Raw genomic sequence first — 17,766 nt, forward strand, 5'->3', positions numbered from 1 at the left:
GCGCCTGCCCGGCCGGGTGGTCAGGCGCCGGGCATGGCGGGTGGCATGCCGATGGGCGGCGGCGCGGGCGGCCGCGGTGACGACGACCTCGAGCGCAAGAGCAACAAGTACGTCGAGCAGGACCCCGAGATCTGGGGTGCGAACGACCAGCGGGTGATGCCGCCGGTGATCGGAGAGGTCAACCGCCGTGCGTGACCCTGGCTCCGGGTGGATCCAGCTGAGCGTCGTCGAGCTGTACCTGCTGTGGTCGGCGATGGGGCTCGGCCCGGTGCCCGAGGTGCTCGACGTGCTGCATGTCGGCCGCACCCGCGACCGGCGGGCGGAACTGGTCGAGGAGGCGTCCCGCGCGCTGACCGCCCGCGACCTCGGCACCGTCGAGACACCCGCCCGCGATCTGGCCGCGATGCTGCGGTCGCTCGGCAGTCCGTCGGCGTCGCTGGACATGCGTGTGTACGGCACCGGCTCGCCGCTGTTCGCGTTCGCCGCGGTCGGCGGGCCGGGCGCCGCGATCGCGGCCCGCGTCGGCGACGAGGTCAGGCTGGGCGCCGTCCGTGCGACCGCACTCGCGTCGTCGCTGCTCGGCTCGCTCACCCAGCTGCCCGCGGCGGCCGGCCGCCCGGTGAACGTGAGCGCCGCCGACTACGAGGCGGCGTGCGCGGAGGGCGCCGAGGAGGGCGTGTCCGGCTTCACGAGGACACTGCACGCCGCGGGGGTGCGTGCCGAGGAGGTCAGCACGCTCACGCAGGCGCTGACCAGCCGCACGGGCGGCGGCCAGCTCGGCGCGACGGGCCGGACGCGTACGTACAGCCTGGTCAACTGGCTGGACACCCCGGAAGGCCGCTACGCACTGCGCCGCAACGGCGCCTGGGTCACCCTCACCCCGGCCGACACCACCCGCCTGACCGCGATGGCGGAGGAGATGCTGACTAGTCCGCCTCCCCGGCATTAAAAGTGTTGGGCCCGGCCCAGCGCATCCCGCGGACCGTGGGTGGTTGGGTACCGCCACTAGTCCGCCTCCCCGGAATTCAAAGTGTTGGTCCTGGCCCAGCGCATTCTCGGATCGTGGGTGGTTGGTGGCTGGGTGTCGTCACGTTCCCCTGAGGTCACCTTTGGGTGGGTCCAGGCCCACGCGCAAAGATCTATGGGACAGGCCCTGGTCGGGGAGCAGGCCCGCGTCGTGGGTGAGGATCGCGATCTGGACGCGCACGCCGCGTCTCATGGCTCGAACGTACCGAGCCGGGACCGCGTCGCCCGCCGATCGCGACCAAGGTCAGGACGGGTCGCCTCTTTGGTCGGCGAGTCCCGCACCGGCAGGCGTCATGAGACGTACGCCGCGAGGTGCTCTCCGGTGAGGGTGGTGGGGTTGGCGACCAGGTCGGCCGGGGTGCCCTCGTAGACGACGAGGCCGCCGTCGTGGCCGGCGCCGGGGCCGAGGTCGATGATCCAGTCCGCGTGTGCCATGACGGCCTGGTGGTGCTCGATCACGATGACGGACTTGCCGCCGTCGACGAGCCGGTCCAGCAGCGCGAGGAGCTGCTCGACGTCGGCGAGGTGAAGGCCGGTGGTCGGTTCGTCGAGAACATAGGTGCCGCCCTTGTCGCCCATGTGGGTGGCGAGCTTGAGGCGTTGGCGTTCGCCGCCGGACAGGGTGGTGAGGGGCTGGCCGATGGCGAGGTAGCCGAGCCCGACGTCGGTGAGCCGCTCGAGGATCTTGTGCGCGGCCGGGGTCTTCGCGTCACCGTCGCCGAAGAACGCCTCGGCCTCGGCCACCGGCATCGCGAGCACCTCGCTGATGTCGCGGCCGCCGAACGTGTACTCCAGGACCGACGCGTCGAACCGCCTGCCCTCGCACACCTCGCAGGTGGTGGACATCCCGGCCATGATCCCGAGGTCGGTGTAGATGACGCCCGCGCCGTTGCAGTTGGGGCACGCGCCCTCGGAGTTGGCGCTGAACAGGGCCGGCTTCACGCCGTTGGCCTTGGCGAACGCCTTGCGGATCGGGTCGAGCAGCCCGGTGTAGGTCGCCGGGTTGCTGCGCCGCGAGCCGCGGACCGGCGCCTGGTCGACCGACATCACGCCGTCCCGCTTGGCCAGCGAGCCGTGGATCAGCGAGCTCTTGCCCGAGCCCGCCACCCCGGTGATGACGACCAGCACGCCCTCCGGGATGTCGACGTCGACGTTCCGCAGGTTGTGGGTGTCCGCGCCGCGGATCTCCAGCTTCCCGGTCGGCGTGCGCACGGTCTCCTTGAGCGTGACCCGGTCGTCGAGGTGACGGCCGGTGACGGTGTCACTGGCCCGCAGCCCCTCGATGGTGCCTTCGAAGCAGACGGTGCCGCCTGCCGTGCCCGCGCCGGGGCCGAGGTCGACGACGTGGTCGGCGATCGCGATCGCCTCCGGTTTGTGCTCGACCATCAGCACGGTGTTGCCCTTGTCCCGCAGCAGAAGCAGCAGGTTGTTCATGCGCTGGATGTCGTGGGGGTGCAGCCCGATCGTCGGCTCGTCGAAGACGTAGGTCACGTCGGTGAGCGACGACCCGAGGTGCCGGATCATCTTGGTGCGCTGCGCCTCGCCACCGGACAGCGTGCCAGCGGGCCGGTCGAGGGACAGGTAGCCGAGCCCGATCTCGACGAACGAGTCGAGGGTGCGCTCCAGCGTGTTCAGCAGCGGCTTGACGGACGGCTCGTCCAGGCCCTTCACCCACTCGGCGAGATCGCTGATCTGCATCGAGCAGGCGTCGGCGATGCTGATCCCGTTGATCTTCGACGAGCGCGCAGCCTCGGTCAGCCGGGTCCCGTCGCAGTCCGGGCAGACCGTGAACGTGACCACCCGCTCGACGAACGCGCGGATGTGCGGCTGCATCGCGTCGACGTCCTTGGACAGCATCGACTTCTGGATAGTCGGAACCAGCCCCGAGTAGGTCAGGTTGATGCCCTCGACCTTGACCTTGGTCGGCTCCTTGTACAGCAGGTCGTTCAGCTGCTTCTTGGTGTACTTCTTGATCGGCTTGTCCGGGTCGAAGAAGCCGCAGCCGCGGAAGATGCGGCCGTACCAGCCCTCCATGCTGTAGCCGGGGATGGTCACCGCGCCCTCGTTGAGCGACTTGTTCTCGTCGTAGAGCTCGCTCAGGTCGAAGTCGTTGACCTTGCCCCGGCCCTCGCAGCGCGGGCACATGCCGCCGGTGATGCTGAAGCTGCGGCGTTCCTTCGTGGTCCGGCCCGCCTTCTCCATGGTGACCGCGCCGGCACCGCTGATCGAGGCGACGTTGAACGAGAACGCCTGCGCCGAGCCGATGTGTGGCTTGCCCAGCCTGCTGAACAGGATGCGCAGCATGGCGTTCGCGTCGGTGGCGGTGCCGACGGTGGAGCGCGGGTCGGCGCCCATCCGCTGCTGGTCCACGATGATCGCGGTGGTCAACCCGTCGAGGACGTCGACGTCGGGGCGCGCCAGGGTCGGCATGAAGCCCTGCACGAAGGAGCTGTAGGTCTCGTTGATCAACCGCTGGGACTCGGCCGCGATCGTGCTGAACACCAGGGAGCTCTTGCCGGAACCGGAGATACCGGTGAAGACCGTCAGCCTGCGCTTCGGGAGCTCGATGCTGACGTCCTTGAGGTTGTTCTCGCGGGCACCGTGCACACGGATCAGGTCATGGCTGTCGGCATCGTGCTTGTCCGTCATGGTGGCCTTGCTCATCGTGTCTCCAACGTTGTTCCGACGGCAGCCTTCGCGGCCTCCATGTTCTACCCGATCGGGGCGCCGATGACGCCCGTCGCGCCACCGCGTCAGCGCACTTCCTGGATGCGCAGGAGGTTGCCCGCCGGGTCGCGGAACGCGCAGTCGCGGACGCCGTAGGGCTGGTCGGTCGGCTCCTGAACGACCTCCGCGTCGCCGGCCTGCAGGCGTGCGAACGTGTCGTCGAGGTCCTTGGTCGCCAGGTTGAGGCCCGCGAAGGTGCCCTTGGCCATCATCTCGGCGATCACGCGGCGCTCGTCCTCGGTGATGCCGGGGTCCGCGGCGGGCGGGTGCAGGACGATGGACGTGCCGGGCTGGTCCGGGGAGCCGACGGTGATCCAGTGCATCCCGCCGTACTCGACCTCCTGGCGGACCTCGAAGCCGAGGGTGTCGCGGTAGAAGGCCAGGGAGGCGGCGGGGTCGGTGTGGGGCAGGTACGTCGAATGAATGGTGATGTCCATGCCGGTCACACTAGGTACGCGCAGGTGAGCGCGCTTCTCGATTCCTGATCGGTCTGGTGACCTTCTTCGCGACGCACGGCGCCAGCCCGGCGGTCGCCAGCGCGGCCTGGTTCCGGTAGGCGCTGGGTGGCATGCCGACCAGCTCGGTGAACCGGGTGCTGAAGGTGCCGAGCGACGAGCTGCCGACCGCGAAGCACACCTCGGTGACGCTCAGGTCGCCACGGCGCAGCAACGCCATCGCACGCTCGATGCGCCGCGTCATCAGGTAGGAGTACGGCGACTCCCCGTAGGCGAGGCGGAACTCGCGGCTGAGGTGCCCCGCCGACATGCTGACGCCGCGGGCGAGTGCCTCGACGTCCAGCGGCTGTGCGTACTCCCGGTCGATCCGGTCGCGGACGCGGCGCAGCAGCGCGAGGTCGCGCAGGCGCTGCGCGTCGACGGTTCTGCTGGTCACGTGCGCGATGGTGCCACACGAACCGGACGTATGCCTCTCCACGGGTGAACCTCATGTCGGCCGGGGGCGGGACATAGCCGGTGTCCCGAACGACGCTTTCGAGACGCTCAACGACCCGTCTTTCATGGCGCCGCGCTAGAGCCGGATAGCGCGGCGGATCTCTTCGGCCAGATCGAGGTTACCGGCGGCAATAAACTTACGCCTGGTGCCCATCGCTTCGTTGATTTCTGGCAGGTTGTTAAGTCCGTAGTCCAGGGCGACGGGATTGCCGTCAAGATCAATTGTGACGCCCCCGGCGGCGTGCAAGATGTAGTGGCCTGGCGAAAGATCCCAAACCGCGAAACCTTTGGCAAACTCGACGGTGGCGTCCGTGAATCCGGCGGCGACGTGGCACAGGCTCACGGAACCGAAGTCGACACCTATTCGGCCTTTCCGTTTTCCGTGTTCATCCGGTGCGCCTAGCTCGTCCAGAAACGTTTGCTGCCTCGCAAGTGGCCCGAAACGCTCACCTGGGCGCATCAGATAATTCGTAACCAACGCTCCTGAAAGCTGTGCCCTCGAGGGCCGGTTAAGCTCGTGCCATTCGCTTTCTGCCGTAACAACAAAAGCGCGGTCCGTGCCGTCATCATCCCGTGCCGAAACGTAGAGTTGGACGTGATGAAAAATGTCGCCCACGACCGCGACAACGGGGCGTTTCAAGGATCGAGAGTAGAGCATCACATGGGTGTACCCCTGCAAGGCGCGAACGGCGAGTTCGCTTGTGTCCAACGGGTCCACCAGAACACACAAATCCGGGTCCATATCAGGGCCGATGACTTGCGGGTCATCCTCCTCTGATGCATAGATGAATGACGGAATGAAGTCGTTCAAACGTTCTTTGTAGTGCCGATGCATCCACAGGTCATAATCAGACAAAAAGTTGTCTTCGTGGCGCACGTTCTCATTCTCTGCGCGGCGACCAGTCAGAGCCGCTCGAACGAGGCGGGGCCGCACCTCAACCATCATGGCGGCGACCAGGCTCACAACGCGTTGGGCCAACTCGGGAACAGGGCTCTTGCTCATGTGAGTCACCTTCGCTGGTTATCGCAATTCTAGTGGAGGTTCAATACCATCGCGCACCTTATTGCACCGAAGCAAGACGCAGATTTGGTGCCTGCGGTACTGGATGGGTCGCGGTGGCTCGACTAAACGCATATCAGATTGCCGCACTGGCGGTTCCGGAGGTTCGTCGCATCGCGTGAACAAAAACCACAACCCAGGTCGAAGTTTGACCCCACTCATTGCTGTGACAGTTCAGCTCACCACGGCAGAACTCGCGGCGATAAGCCGCGTGGCTGCGGTCGTTACTTCCGGCGGAGAACCAGTATTCCTCAATGCCGCCGATGCGGCGCTACGGAAGCTGCGGGACGCGGCGAAGAAGCACCCGAAATTGCTGGGCGGAACACCATAATAGAATTGGCGTGAGAAGCCGGTGTCCATGCCGCTGGACAACGCGCCGGGGTCTGGCCGAGTCGGGTGCCCGCGAGTCGAACGCGGTGTCTCCTGAGCCCAGATCAGGTGGGTTGCCGTCTCCCTCGCACCCGCTTTGTCAAGCCCACGCCCGCACCGCCGCCAGGTGTGCCGACCCCAGCCCCTGCCTGGGGTCGACGTGGCACAGCAGCGTGGGCGTGCCTGCCCGCAGCCGCGCGAACTCCGCCGCGCCCGCGTGCTCGTCGTGTTCGTCGTCGAACCACGCCAGTGGTCTGCCCGCCGCGAACTCGGCGACGCCGCGCCACTTCCACCCGTGGTCGTAGTCCGGGAACTCGACCACCGGCAGCGCGGGCAGCCCGATCGCCGGGCCGATGCGGTCGTTCGCCTCGTGCCGCCACGTCGTGGCCCACGCCAGCTCGAGTCCCGTGTCCTCGGCGAGCGCCAGCAGCCGCGCGCCGTGGGCGGGGTTCAGCCACACCCGCAGGCCCTTGAACCGCCGCGCGTCCCGGCCCGTGTGCCAGCCGCCGGTCCGCGTCCTGCGGTAGGTCGTGTAGCCCGCGGGCCGCCGGTTCTTGTTCGCCGCGTACGGGTTGAGCGGCCCGTCGACGTCGAGCAGCAGCAGTCCGCCGGTCATCACCTCCCTCCCTTCCCTTCCGTTCGCAGAGCACCCCCGGCAGGACTTGAACCTGCGGCCTCGCCGTTCGTAGCGGCGCGCTCTTTCCTCCTGAGCTACAGGGGCTCGCGTACCCCCAGCCGGAGTCGAACCGGCGACCCGCGGCGTCGGATGCCGCTGCTCTGTCCACTGAGCTACAGGGGTGTGAATGTCCTTCGAAAAGCACCGGCGAAAGGAGCCGAACCTCCTGGCTGCGTCGTGAGCGGAGCTTGCGGAGCGAACCATCGGACAGGGCGGAGGCCGCGCCGCTGCCGCAGCTCGCCGATTCGTCGAAATTGCATGACAAATAGAAGAGCCACCCTTTCCGGTATTCCGGTGGGTGGCTCCCGTGTGTGCCTACACGTAGGTCACGGTGGGGAGCCAGGCCGCCATTTCCGCAGCTCAAGCGGTCGCTCGCACGGCGGCACGCAGCAGCGGACGATCCGCCGCGGTCGCCGGGTCTCGCGAGTCATGACTGCTCCTCTGATCGGTGTTGTCACCATCGTGACCCAGTGCGGGGGCGTCGTCAACGATTTATCGGAATTGCCGGGCGCCCTGATGAATGGTCGGATTGACGTGGCGGTTACCCTGGCTCATTGAGCGCAGCCGACCAACGGGACGGATGACCATGCCACGGCTGGTTTTCGAGGAGCCGAAGGGCGGTCCGGCGAAGACGGAGTCCGCCGGGCACCGCCAGGAGACGAAGCGTGACAACGTCGTCGTGGTGCTGAAGGCCGTGACCTTCGCGCTCGTCATCGCCCTGGTCGGCGCCGTCATCCTGCTCACCACCGCGGGTGGTGACGACAAGCGCGATGCCGAGGCGCCCGCCGTGCCCGAGATCGAGGCGAGCAACGTGCCGTCCTCGCCGACCACCACACCGCCGCCCGCCGAGATCGTCGCTCCCGAGGTGCGCAGCCACACCGCGGTGATCACACCCACCGCCCCGCCCGCGACCACCCAGCCGGCGCCGCCGCCAGGGCCTCCGGGGCGCGCTGACCGGTTCGCGGTCGTCGGCCGCGCGTGCGACACACCCGGGGCACGCACGTTCACGCAGCGTTACGAGCCGGTGATTTGTGTTAAACGTCCCAATGGCAAGCCAGTCTGGCGGCTCGTCTTCGGATAGGTTCAGACCAATCCGGTGAGTGATCGACCGGATGCTAATAGCCACGAATTTCTTGGATATTCGGCCGTTCGGCCTAATTGATCTGTGCTCGGCGCACATTTTGACAGCGCATACGTTGCCGCTTTTCCGTTACTGGTTCCTCGGTGGGTAAAAAGTCACCGAAACATGCAATTGACTCGATGACGCAGGGTGTTTACCGTTCCCCGCGGGGTCCGGGGGTGCATGTGCGGCGCCCGTTCAAGAGCTTGGGGAACGCCGGAAGGAAAGCGGACCGCTGTGAAGAAGACGTCCATCCGGCCTAGCCGGGCCCTGTCCATTCGGACACGAGTGCTGACTCTGGCACTGGTTCCCTGCATCGTATTCCTGCTCGCCGGGGTCGCGGGATCCGGTTATTTGATCTTCGACGCCGCGCAGACGAGGAATTACTTCCAGCTCGCGAGCGAGGCACAACGGCAGTCACTGCCACTGATCGTTTCACTGCAGGAAGAACGCCGCCTCACGCTTCGTCGTCTCGCGAGTTTCGGCACCTTTCAGTCCGAACTCATCAAACAGCGCGGCCGCACCGACGCGCTCGCGGGCGCCGCCACGGCCAGCCTCACCGAGCTGTCGGAGATCGCGCCGGACTCGGTGTTCCGCGCCGTCCGCGAGTTCACCGAGCTGATGGGCGAACTGCCCGCGATGCGTGCCCGCGTCGACGGCGGCCAGGTCTCGATCGCCGAGTCGTTCGACCTCTACAACGACATCATCGACCAGTTCATCGACGGCACGAAGGGCCTCGCGCAGTTCGCGCCCGACGCCGAGATCGCCTACCTCCAGCTGGTCGTCGCACCCCTGCTGACCAGCGCGGACCTCATGCAGCGCTCGGACGCCCTCGCCGCGGCGAACCTGGTCGGCGGCGGCCTCACCGACGCCGACTTCAGCGTCTACCAGGGCCAGGTCAGCTCCTACCACCTGCAGCTCGGCTCGACCATCCCGCTCGCCGAGCCGGAGGTGCAGGCGCAGTTCCGCAAGCTCACCGGCTCACCGCCGTGGCTGCGGCTGATGTCGGTGGAGGAGGTGCTGCTCCGCGGCGGCGTCGACCTCCCGATCAGCGAGGACATGTGGCGGGCCGCCGCGAGCGATGTCGGCGACGCGCTGATGGCCATGCTGCAGACGCAGAGCAGGCACACCAACGACCTCGCGTTGTCGAAGGTCAACAGCACGTTCGCCCAGTCGATCATCGCGGGTGTGCTGGTGCTGGCACTCGTCGTCGGGGTGTTCCTGTTCGCGCTGCGGCTGTCGCGCAAGCTGATCGAGCGGCTCGTCCGCCTGCGGTCGGAGACGCTCGACCTCGCCGAGAAGGGCCTGCCGGAGCTGGTCGAGAAGGTGCGGACCGGCGACGAGGTGCACGTCGACGACATCCGGCTCCGCGACTACGGCCGGGACGAGATCGGTGAGGTCGCGGATGCCTTCAACAAGGCGCAGCAGACCGCGGTCGCGGCGGCCGTGCAGGAGGCGAAGACCCGCGAGGGCACCAACAAGGTGTTCCTCAACATCGCCCACCGCAGCCAGGTGATCGTGCACCGCCAGCTGAAGACGCTGGACGAGGCCGAGCGCAAGCAGGAGGACCCCGAGCAGCTCGAGCTGCTGTTCCAGCTCGACCACCTGACCACCCGCCAGCGCCGCAACGCGGAGAACCTGATCATCCTCGGTGGCGGGCAGCCCGGCCGACGCTGGCGCAACCCGGTCAGCCTCGCCGAGATCGTGCGCGGCGCGGCCGCCGAGACCGAGGACTTCGCGCGGGTCAAGACGGCCAAGCTGCCCGCGCTCACGGTCGTCGGCCCGGTCGTCGGCGACCTCGTGCACCTGCTCGCCGAGCTGATCGACAACGCCGCCACGTTCTCCCCGCCTGCCGCGCGGGTCGACGTGCGCGGCAGCGTCGTCGCCAGGGGGGTGATCCTCGAGATCGAGGACCAGGGACTCGGTATCGAACCGGGCCGCTTCGACGATTTCAACAATATGCTGGCCAACCCGCCGGACTTCGGCATCATGGCGCTCTCCAGCGAGCCGCGCCTCGGGTTGTTCGTGGTCGCCCGCCTCGCGGGGCGGCACGACATCGCGGTCACGCTGCGTGAGTCGGCGTACGGCGGCACCAGGGCGATCGTGCTGGTGCGCAACGAGCTGCTCGGTCCGGACTCGGCCGTGCCGCAGGATGACCGGTCCGGGGAACTGGAGCTGCCGGTCCTTCCCGTCGATGGCAAGACCGAGACGAACCTGCGCCCCGTGGGGCTGTCCACGAACGGCAGCATGCCGGCGCCGGGGGTGACCGTGCGCATGACCATCCCTGGTGCGGTCAGCCTGCCCAACCTGCCCGCGCTGCCGATGGTGGAGCGACGGCCGGGCGAGGACCTGTTCCGCCCGCAGCGGCCGGTCGGCGCCGACCACGAGCCGAGCCAGCCGCTGCGCCAGAACCGGCCGTCGCAGCACGCCGAGCCCGAGACCAGCGAGCCCCTGCCCAAGCGCCACCGCGACGCGAGCAAGCCGCCGCTGCCGCAGCGGAACGGCCACGCGGAGCACGAGCCGAGCCATGCGCTGCACCGCGAGCCTCGCCACGCGGAGCGGAACGGCGAGCGGAACGGCGAGACGTATCTTCCGCCGAGGCCCGTCGAGCTGCACCAGGTCGCGCCGGAGATCAACCGGCCCGCGCCGAGGGACGCCGACACCCGCGCCCAGGCACAGTCGCAGCCGGAGACCGCCGGGATGGCACCCGGCAGGCCGGAGCTGCCGCAGCGCCGCCGCCAGCAGAACCTGGCGCCGCAGCTGCACGAGGACACGTCTCCGTCCTGGTCGAGGTCGCCGGACGCGGAGACGGAGCACGATCGGGAGGAGACCCCGGACCAGGCACGCAGCCGCCTGGCCGCATTCCAGTCGGGCACGAGACGGGGTCGGGACGAGCCGATGCCGGGACAGCCGCTGAACGGGAACGATCACGTGGGGAGCACGCGCAATGGCCAACACCGCAGTGAATGAGCTCGACTGGTTGCTCGACGAGCTGGTCAAGCGGGTCGCAGGCGTGGAACGTGCCGTGGTGCTCTCGGCGGACGGGCTGCTGATCGGCAGGTCGAGCAACCTGTCGACCGGCGACGCGGAGCACCTGTCCGCCGTCGCGTCGGCGTTCCAGAGCCTCGCGCGCGGCACCGGCAGGCACTTCGGTGGCGGTCAGGTGCGGCAGACGCTGGTCGAGATGGACCACGCGTTCCTGTTCGTGACCGCGGCGGGCCACGGCGCCTGCCTCGCATTGCTCGCGGGTGAGAACGCGGACGTTGGCATGATCGCCTACGAGATGAACCTGATGGTCAAGCGCGTCGGTGCGGCGCTCACCGCCAAGCCGCGAGAGTTCATGGAGCGTCCGGTGCCATGACCGCCCCCGACGAGGAGTGGTTCGACGAGGCAGCCGGGCCACTGGTCCGGCCGTACGCGATGACCGGCGGGCGTACCCGGTCGGACACGTTGGGTCTCGACCTGATCACGCTCGTCGTCGCGTCGCACACCGCCACGGACGTCGATGTGGAGCCGGAGTACGCGGGCATCCTGTCCGCCTGCAAGAACCCCACCTCGGTGGTCGAGGTGGCGGCCAAGGTGGACCTGCCGTTGCAGGTGGTGAAGGTCCTGATGAGCGACCTCATCACCCAGCGGCTGATCATTTTCCGCTCGCCCGCCACCCAGGGGGCCGAGCCACCAAGTCAATACGTCCTTCAGGCGGTCCTCGATGGCATACGGAAACTCTGACCGGTCGGCGAGAGCCACCAAGATCGTGATCGCGGGCGGCTTCGGCGTCGGCAAGACGACGATGGTCGGCTCGGTCAGCGAGATCGCGCCGCTGCGCACCGAGGAGCTGATCACCGAGGCGTCCGCCGGGGTGGACGACCTGTCGGGTGTCGAGCAGAAGCGCACCACCACGGTCGCACTCGACTTCGGCCGCATCACGATCAGCCCGGAGCTGATCCTGTACCTGTTCGGCACCCCCGGCCAGGACCGCTTCTGGTTCATGTGGGACGAACTGGCCCTCGGCGCGATCGGCGCCGTGGTGCTGGCCGACACCCGGCGGCTCGACAGCTGCTTCGGGGCCGTCGACTTCTTCGAACGGCGCGGCCTGCCGTTCGTGGTGGGCGTGAACTGCTTCGACAACGCGTACCGCTACGGCACGGAAGAGGTCCGCGGCGCCCTCGACCTTGACGACCACGTCCCGGTCCTCCTGTGCGACGCCCGCGAACGCGAGTCGACGAAGCAGGTGCTGGTCGCGCTGCTGCAACACGCCCTGGCGGAAGCCCGCCTGGCGGGCACGGCCAGCTGAACGGTCAGGGCGCCGGGGCCTTCGCGGCCGCCGTGACGTGGCACGCGCCGTAGCCGTCCGACCGGGCGACGACCCGGCCGCATGCGATGCGAACGGCCACCTCCGTGCTGTCGCTCACCGCGGGCACCCCGACGGCAGCGGCGAGTTCGCCAGTGCCGTCGCACACGACGCGCAGCCGAGGCCACGCGTACTCCGGGAACGCCTGTCGAAGGCACCCCGTCAGCTCCGCCACCGCGAGCCGCGCCAGCGGGATCAGCTCGCGCGGCGCCCCCGACACGAGCACCGCCGTCACCGCCGTGTCCGCCGGGGCGGCCCGCACCGCGTGCTCCACCGACGCCGCGCGGTGCAGGCCCAGCACCGCCACCACGCCGTCCGCGTCCAGCGACACCTCCTCGGCCCGCACCGAGTCCCACGCGGCGGGCGGTGACCATGGCTCGTCGACCGTCTGCACCCTGGTCGTGAACGGCAGCTCCAGCCACCCGTCGTCGACGTTCAGGTACGCGAGCTGCTCGCACGCGCTCACCACGTTGAACGGCTCGACGAACCCCGGTGCCGCGGCCGCCAGCTGGCTCGCGCCGTGCAGTGCCGTCAGCACCGTCTCGGCGACGCGCACCAGCCGCCCGTCCGGCCGCAGCCGCTCCAGCGCGAGCCCCAGCAGCACCGCGTCGAGCGACATCAGCTGCGCGTACGGCTGCCGGGTCGCCTCGTCGGCCATGACCTCACCCAGCACGTCCATGCCCAGCCGCGCCGACTCCGCGCTCGTCGGCAGCCGCGCGAGCCACGCCCGTGCCAGCGCCGCGAGCGCGTCACCGGTCGTGCGCCCCGGTGCTGGCGCGGGCGACAGCGCGGGGGCCTGCTCCGCCAGGCCGGCCAGTACCGCGAAGTACAGCGCCCGCTTGCCGGGGAAGTTCGAGTACACCGCGCCGCGGGTCAGCTCGGCCCGCTCGGCGATGGCGTCGATCTTGGCGTCCCGGTACCCGCGCTCGGCGAACTCGTCCCGCGCGGCCGCCAGTACCCGCGTGCGGTTGCGCTCCTGCGCCTCCACTCTGGTGAGCCGGCTCATGGTTGACAAGATATCCTCATCATTCAGATGATGGGATCATATGATGTCAACATATGGAGCGCGCATGCACGAGGTGGACCTCACCGATCCCGCCGTCATCGCCGACCCGTTCACCGCCTACAACCGCGCCCGTGAGGCGGGCCCGGTGGCGCGGCTGAACATTCCCGGCATGCCGATGTGGGCGCTGACCAGGCACGACGACGCGCGAGACTTCCTCGCCGACCCGCGGTTCGCGATCCGGGCCGCCAGCTTCGTCGGCATTCCCGGCGTGCCGGCGGCCTACCAGCGGTACCTGCGGACGATGTCCGAGATGGACGGCCCGGACCACCTGCGGTTGCGCAGGCTCGCCGCGCCCGCGTTCACCGCCCGCCGCGCGCAGGACTTCCGGCCGGGCGTCGAACCGGTCGTCGAGAAGCTCATCGCGGGCCTGCCACCTGAGCCGGACCTGCTGCGCGACTTCGCGAAGCCGCTGCCGATGCTCGTGATCTGCGAGCTGGTCGGCATCCCGGAGGCGGACCGAGGCGACTGGGTCGAGTGGGGCGCGATCATCGCGGCCGGTGACATCCAGGGGCTGGCCGAGGCGATCCCTGGCATCGTCGAGGGTGCGAAGTCGGTGGTCGCCGCGCGGCCGGAGACGGGCCTGCTCGCGGACCTGATCCGCGCGGAGAACCGGATGACCGACACCGAGCTGGTGACACTCGTGTGGCACATCGTGCTCGCGGGCCAGACCCCGGCGAACCTGATCGCGAACGCGGTGGCCGCGTTGTGGACGCGGCCGGCCGATCTCGCCGCGCTGCGGGCGGACCCGTCGCTGCTGCCGGGTGCGGTCGACGAGGTGATGCGCTGGTGCGGCCCGCAGTTGCTGACCGTGCCGAGGTTCGCGGGTGCGGACGTCGACCTGCACGGCGTCCGCGTCAAGGCGGGTGAGCCGGTGGTGGTCGCCATCGCGGCCGCCAACCGCGACCCGGGCGTCTTCGCCGACCCGGACCGCTTCGACCTCCGTCGCGGCGCCGCGACCCAGCTCGGCTTCGGCCACGGCCCGCACTTCTGCCTCGGGGCCGCGCACGCCCACGTGCAGGCCGAGGTCGCGCTCGCCGCGTTACTCGGCCTCGACCTCGCGTTGGCGGGTGAGCCGGTGCGCGCGCCGGACCCCGGCACCTGGCGCCTGACGGAGCTGCCGGTGCGGCTCGGCGTGTGAGCGGGGCCGTTTCCGGGTATCTCGGCCTCCTGACCACAGGAGGTTCGAGTCCATGATCCTGCGCCGGATCGCACGTCCGATGCTCGCGGCAGTCTTCGTGTCCGGCGGCATCGACACGCTGCGCAACCCCAAACCACGTGTCGACGCCGCCGGGCCCACCGTCGGCAAGGCGGCCGACCAGGCCCTCGACAAGATCCCCGACCAGCTCCTGGAGAAGATCCCGGACAAGGTCGTCGAGAAGGTGCCGACCGACGCGGAGTCCCTCGTCAAGATCAACGCCGCCGCGCAGATCGGCGCAGGCATCGCGCTGGCCCTCGGCAAGCTCCCGCGCCTCTCCGCGCTGGTGCTGGTCGGGAGCATCGTCCCGACCACGCTCGCGGGCCACCGCTTCTGGGAGACCGAGGACCCGGGGGAGCGTGCCCAGCAGCAGATCCACTTCCTCAAGAACGTGGGCCTGCTCGGCGGTCTCCTCCTCGCCTCGGCCGACACCCACGGCAAGCCGTCGGCGGCATGGCTGGCCAAGAACGCCGCCCGCACGGCCGCGAACGCGGTCCAGGACACCGCCAAGTCGGCTCGCGACGCGGCGAGTTCGGTGCTGCCCGGCTAGGCACTAGGTGCGGGGTGGGGCGGGCAGCTGCCAGCGGCGCGTGATCACCAGTATTCGCAGCACGGACCCGACCGAGGCGCCACAGATCGCGGCCGGGACCAGCGGCATGCCCAGCTCCACCGCCACCAGGAACACCACCGACGACAGCAGCGCCACGGTGACGTAGACGTCTCTGCGCACCAGCACGACATGCTCCGCGGCGAGCACGTCCCGCAGGATGCCGCCGCAGGTCGCGGTCAGGAGGCCCATCACCGCCGCCACCGGCGCGGGCACACCGGTCTCCCTGGCGATCAGCGTGCCGACCACCGCGAACGCGCTGACCCCCAGCGCGTCCAGGAACAACAGCGTCTGCCGCCGCCGCGGCCCGGCCCCGACGAACCACACCACCGTCGCCGCGCCGCCGCAGACGTACAGGTAACCGGGGTTGTGCAGCCAGAACACGGTCCGGTCGAGCAGCAGGTCGCGCAGCGTGCCGCCGCCGACGCCCGCCACCGCGGCCAGCAGCGCCGACGACACCAGATCGAGCCGCCGGTCGCGGGCGCCGATCGTGCTGACCATGGCGAAGGTCGCGACACCGACGTAGTCGAGAACAGCGGTCAGCACCACGCGGCGAGTCTCACATGGACAGTGCCCTCGGTACAGCCGAGCCTGTCGGTCCGGGCGACAATTCGCCTGATGTGACGCTATCGGGTGTAACCCTTGCGGCGGCACAGCGATAGAGAGGCGGGACAGGTAGCTCGAAACTGGGGGAGCACGTGCTGATGCGGCGTTGTCTTGGCGCGGTGGTGGCGTTGGCGGCGGGGGCACTGGTGGTCACACCACCGCTCGCGACCGCCGAGCAGGGTGAGTATCCGGTGGTCGGTGGCGTGGTCCGCGACAACGTCGACAAGCCGCACGGCCCGTCGATGGATGAGGAGTTCGACGGTCCTGGGCTACGGATCGCGGCGGACTACGTGCGTGGCATCGACGTGTCGAAGTGGCAGCACGACACCCCGATCAACTGGTCGCAGGTGGCGGGCAGCGGGGTCCGGTTCGTCGGTGTCAAGGCGACCGAGGGCAACTACAACCGCCAGGAGTTCTACTCGTCCGACATGACCGGCGCGCAGGCGGCCGGAATGTACTCGTACGCCTACCACTTCGCGACGCCCAACGACTCCGGCGCGCTGGAGCAGGCGGACTACTTCCTCGACTACGCGGGCTTCACCCCGAACGGCGCGACACTGCGCCCCGCGCTCGACATCGAGGCCAACCCGTACGACACCGCGAACGACTGCTACGACAAGACCCCCGCACAGCTCGTCGCCTGGATCCGGGAGTTCGTCGACGAGATCAAGCGCCGCACCGGCGTCGAGCCGCTCATCTACACGGTGGCCTCGTTCTGGCGGGACTGCGTCGGCAACAGCGCGGCGTTCGCCTCCTACCCGCTGTGGGTGGCGTCGTACGCGACGAGCCCGGTGCTGCCCGGCGGCTGGTCGGACTGGGAGCTGTGGCAGTACAGCCAGAGCGTCACGGTCCCCGGCATCACCGGCCCGGTGGACGGCAACTACGTGCGGGGCGGCGAGGAAGCACTGGCCGCGCTGGCGACGAAGGCGTCCGAGCCCTCCGGGTACACCGCGATCGCCCCGGCCCGCGTCCTCGACACGAGGACGTCCACCGGTGCGCTGGGCGCACGCGCGTCGGTCACCGTCGACCTGTCGTCCCGCCTACCGGCCACCGCGACCGCGGCGGTCCTGAACGTGACCGGCATCGCGACGTCGGGCACGTTCGTCACCGTGTGGCCGACCGGCGCCACCCGCCCGAACGCGTCGAACCTCAACCTGGTCGCGGGTGACATCCGCCCGAACCTCGTGACCGTGCAGCTCAACGCCGACCGCAAGGTCCAGCTGTACAACAACTCCGGCAGCACCCATCTGCTCGCGGACCTGGCGGGCTGGTACGCGACGGACGCTCCCGGCCTGAACACGGCGCTGGCGCCGCAACGCGTGCTGGACACGAGGTCCACGGGCGCGGTCGGCGCGGGCGGCAAGGTCACGCTGAACCTGTCGTCCCAGGTGCCGGCCTCGGCGACCGCGGTGACGCTGAACCTGACCGGCCTCGGCGCGAGCCTGTCCACGTACGTGCAGGCGTGGCCAACCGGCGCCGCCCGCCCGACCACGTCGAACCTGAACCTGGCCAACGCGAACCCGACGTCCAACCTGGTCACGGTCCAGCTCGGCACCAACCGGTCCGTCGACCTGTACAACAACTCGGGCCAGGTCCACCTGCTGGCCGACCTGGCGGGTTACTACCGCCCGGACAGCGGTGCGAAGTTCGTGGCACTGTCCCCGATGCGGGTACTGGACACCCGCGCGGCGGCGACCGCGTGGGTCCCGGTAACCGGCGGCGGCACCGCGGTCGCCCTGAGCATGGCGGGCCCCGTCCCGTCCGGCGCCACGGCCGCGGTGATGAACCTGACCGGCATCGCCCCGACGACGGCCACCTACGTCAGCGCCTACCCGAAGACCGGCGCCACCCCAGCGCGCCCGACCACGTCGAACCTCAACCTGACGGCGGGCCAGATCCTCCCGAACCTGTCGTCGGTGGCACTGGGCCCGAACCGCGACGTGTGGCTGTACAACAACGCGGGCACGATCAACCTGATCGCCGACCTGGCGGGCTACTTCGCCCCGTAGCGCA

Annotated in this window: 17 protein-coding genes, 2 tRNA genes and 1 pseudogene; 10 read left to right on the top strand and 10 right to left on the bottom strand. The window is 69.3% G+C overall.

The window, feature by feature from the left end; all coding sequences use genetic code 11:
- Both WBA97_RS26390 and WBA97_RS26395 read left to right on the top strand, forming a co-directional pair.
- Nucleotides 1–195: pseudogene (locus WBA97_RS26390) on the top strand (hypothetical protein); the annotation flags it as partial.
- Complete coding sequence (locus WBA97_RS26395) at nt 188–949, top strand: ESX secretion-associated protein EspG (RefSeq protein WP_424233620.1); 762 nt, start codon at nt 188–190, stop codon at nt 947–949. The pseudogene WBA97_RS26390 and the gene WBA97_RS26395, both read left to right, overlap by 8 nt.
- A 138-nt stretch (nt 950–1,087) precedes the next feature.
- Here the strand turns inward: WBA97_RS26395 and WBA97_RS26400 are convergent, their stop codons facing one another.
- The 8 genes from WBA97_RS26400 to WBA97_RS26435 all read right to left on the bottom strand — a co-directional run bounded on the left by WBA97_RS26400 (nt 1,088) and on the right by WBA97_RS26435 (nt 6,931).
- Nucleotides 1,088–1,219: a hypothetical protein gene (locus WBA97_RS26400; protein WP_424233621.1), complete on the bottom strand. Its 132-nt coding sequence runs from the start codon at nt 1,217–1,219 to the stop codon at nt 1,088–1,090.
- A 98-nt stretch (nt 1,220–1,317) separates the two neighbouring features.
- A complete protein-coding gene (locus WBA97_RS26405) occupies nt 1,318–3,690 on the bottom strand; it encodes an ATP-binding cassette domain-containing protein (RefSeq protein WP_424233622.1) in 2,373 nt (790 codons plus the stop codon).
- An 89-nt stretch (nt 3,691–3,779) separates the two neighbouring features.
- A complete protein-coding gene (locus WBA97_RS26410; RefSeq protein ID WP_424233623.1) occupies nt 3,780–4,190 on the bottom strand; it encodes a VOC family protein in 411 nt (136 codons plus the stop codon).
- Between the two features lie 10 nt (nt 4,191–4,200).
- Nucleotides 4,201–4,644: a helix-turn-helix transcriptional regulator gene (locus WBA97_RS26415; protein WP_424233624.1), complete on the bottom strand. Its 444-nt coding sequence runs from the start codon at nt 4,642–4,644 to the stop codon at nt 4,201–4,203.
- Between the two features lie 135 nt (nt 4,645–4,779).
- Nucleotides 4,780–5,706 (bottom strand): inositol monophosphatase family protein, encoded by a 927-nt coding sequence (locus WBA97_RS26420; protein WP_424233625.1) that lies wholly within the window; start codon nt 5,704–5,706, stop codon nt 4,780–4,782.
- 526 nt (nt 5,707–6,232) lie between these two features.
- On the bottom strand, nt 6,233–6,748 hold the full coding sequence (locus WBA97_RS26425) for an HAD domain-containing protein (protein ID WP_424233626.1): 516 nt from the start codon (nt 6,746–6,748) through the stop codon (nt 6,233–6,235).
- Nucleotides 6,749–6,779: 31 nt separating this feature from the next.
- Nucleotides 6,780–6,853, bottom strand: a tRNA-Arg gene (locus WBA97_RS26430).
- 5 nt (nt 6,854–6,858) lie between these two features.
- Nucleotides 6,859–6,931: transfer RNA gene (locus WBA97_RS26435), tRNA-Arg, on the bottom strand.
- A gap of 463 nt (nt 6,932–7,394) precedes the next feature.
- Here WBA97_RS26435 and WBA97_RS26440 point away from each other — a divergent pair.
- The 5 genes from WBA97_RS26440 (at nt 7,395) to WBA97_RS26460 (ending at nt 12,222) form a co-directional block, all read left to right on the top strand.
- Complete coding sequence (locus WBA97_RS26440) at nt 7,395–7,889, top strand: hypothetical protein (RefSeq protein ID WP_424233627.1); 495 nt, start codon at nt 7,395–7,397, stop codon at nt 7,887–7,889.
- A gap of 327 nt (nt 7,890–8,216) precedes the next feature.
- The gene (locus WBA97_RS26445) at nt 8,217–10,898 is read left to right on the top strand and encodes a nitrate- and nitrite sensing domain-containing protein (RefSeq protein ID WP_424233628.1); all 2,682 of its coding nucleotides are present in this window, start codon (nt 8,217–8,219) and stop codon (nt 10,896–10,898) included.
- Nucleotides 10,876–11,289 carry a roadblock/LC7 domain-containing protein gene (locus tag WBA97_RS26450; RefSeq protein ID WP_424233629.1) on the top strand — a complete coding sequence of 138 codons (414 nt, stop codon included), beginning with the start codon at nt 10,876–10,878 and terminating at the stop codon, nt 11,287–11,289. Before WBA97_RS26445 ends, WBA97_RS26450 begins: the two co-directional genes overlap by 23 nt.
- The gene (locus WBA97_RS26455; protein ID WP_424233630.1) at nt 11,286–11,657 is read left to right on the top strand and encodes a DUF742 domain-containing protein; all 372 of its coding nucleotides are present in this window, start codon (nt 11,286–11,288) and stop codon (nt 11,655–11,657) included. The genes WBA97_RS26450 and WBA97_RS26455 overlap by 4 nt, the downstream gene beginning before the upstream one ends.
- Nucleotides 11,638–12,222 carry a GTP-binding protein gene (locus WBA97_RS26460; RefSeq protein ID WP_424233631.1) on the top strand — a complete coding sequence of 195 codons (585 nt, stop codon included), beginning with the start codon at nt 11,638–11,640 and terminating at the stop codon, nt 12,220–12,222. The genes WBA97_RS26455 and WBA97_RS26460 overlap by 20 nt, the downstream gene beginning before the upstream one ends.
- 4 nt (nt 12,223–12,226) lie before the next feature.
- Here the strand turns inward: WBA97_RS26460 and WBA97_RS26465 are convergent, their stop codons facing one another.
- Nucleotides 12,227–13,285 (bottom strand): TetR/AcrR family transcriptional regulator, encoded by a 1,059-nt coding sequence (locus tag WBA97_RS26465; protein ID WP_424233632.1) that lies wholly within the window; start codon nt 13,283–13,285, stop codon nt 12,227–12,229.
- A 64-nt stretch (nt 13,286–13,349) separates the two neighbouring features.
- Between WBA97_RS26465 and WBA97_RS26470 the strand changes: the two genes are divergently transcribed.
- Nucleotides 13,350–14,483 carry a cytochrome P450 gene (locus WBA97_RS26470; protein WP_424233633.1) on the top strand — a complete coding sequence of 378 codons (1,134 nt, stop codon included), beginning with the start codon at nt 13,350–13,352 and terminating at the stop codon, nt 14,481–14,483.
- Nucleotides 14,484–14,535: 52 nt separating this feature from the next.
- Complete coding sequence (locus tag WBA97_RS26475; RefSeq protein ID WP_424233634.1) at nt 14,536–15,090, top strand: DoxX family membrane protein; 555 nt, start codon at nt 14,536–14,538, stop codon at nt 15,088–15,090.
- A gap of 3 nt (nt 15,091–15,093) precedes the next feature.
- Here the strand turns inward: WBA97_RS26475 and WBA97_RS26480 are convergent, their stop codons facing one another.
- On the bottom strand, nt 15,094–15,696 hold the full coding sequence (locus tag WBA97_RS26480) for a trimeric intracellular cation channel family protein (protein WP_424233635.1): 603 nt from the start codon (nt 15,694–15,696) through the stop codon (nt 15,094–15,096).
- Between the two features lie 155 nt (nt 15,697–15,851).
- Between WBA97_RS26480 and WBA97_RS26485 the strand changes: the two genes are divergently transcribed.
- Nucleotides 15,852–17,762 (top strand): GH25 family lysozyme, encoded by a 1,911-nt coding sequence (locus WBA97_RS26485; RefSeq protein WP_424233636.1) that lies wholly within the window; start codon nt 15,852–15,854, stop codon nt 17,760–17,762.
- Nucleotides 17,763–17,766 lie beyond the last annotated feature (4 nt).

The sequence above is a fragment of the Actinophytocola sp. genome, assembly GCF_049647105.1.
In the GTDB taxonomy this organism is placed as follows: domain Bacteria; phylum Actinomycetota; class Actinomycetes; order Mycobacteriales; family Pseudonocardiaceae; genus Actinophytocola.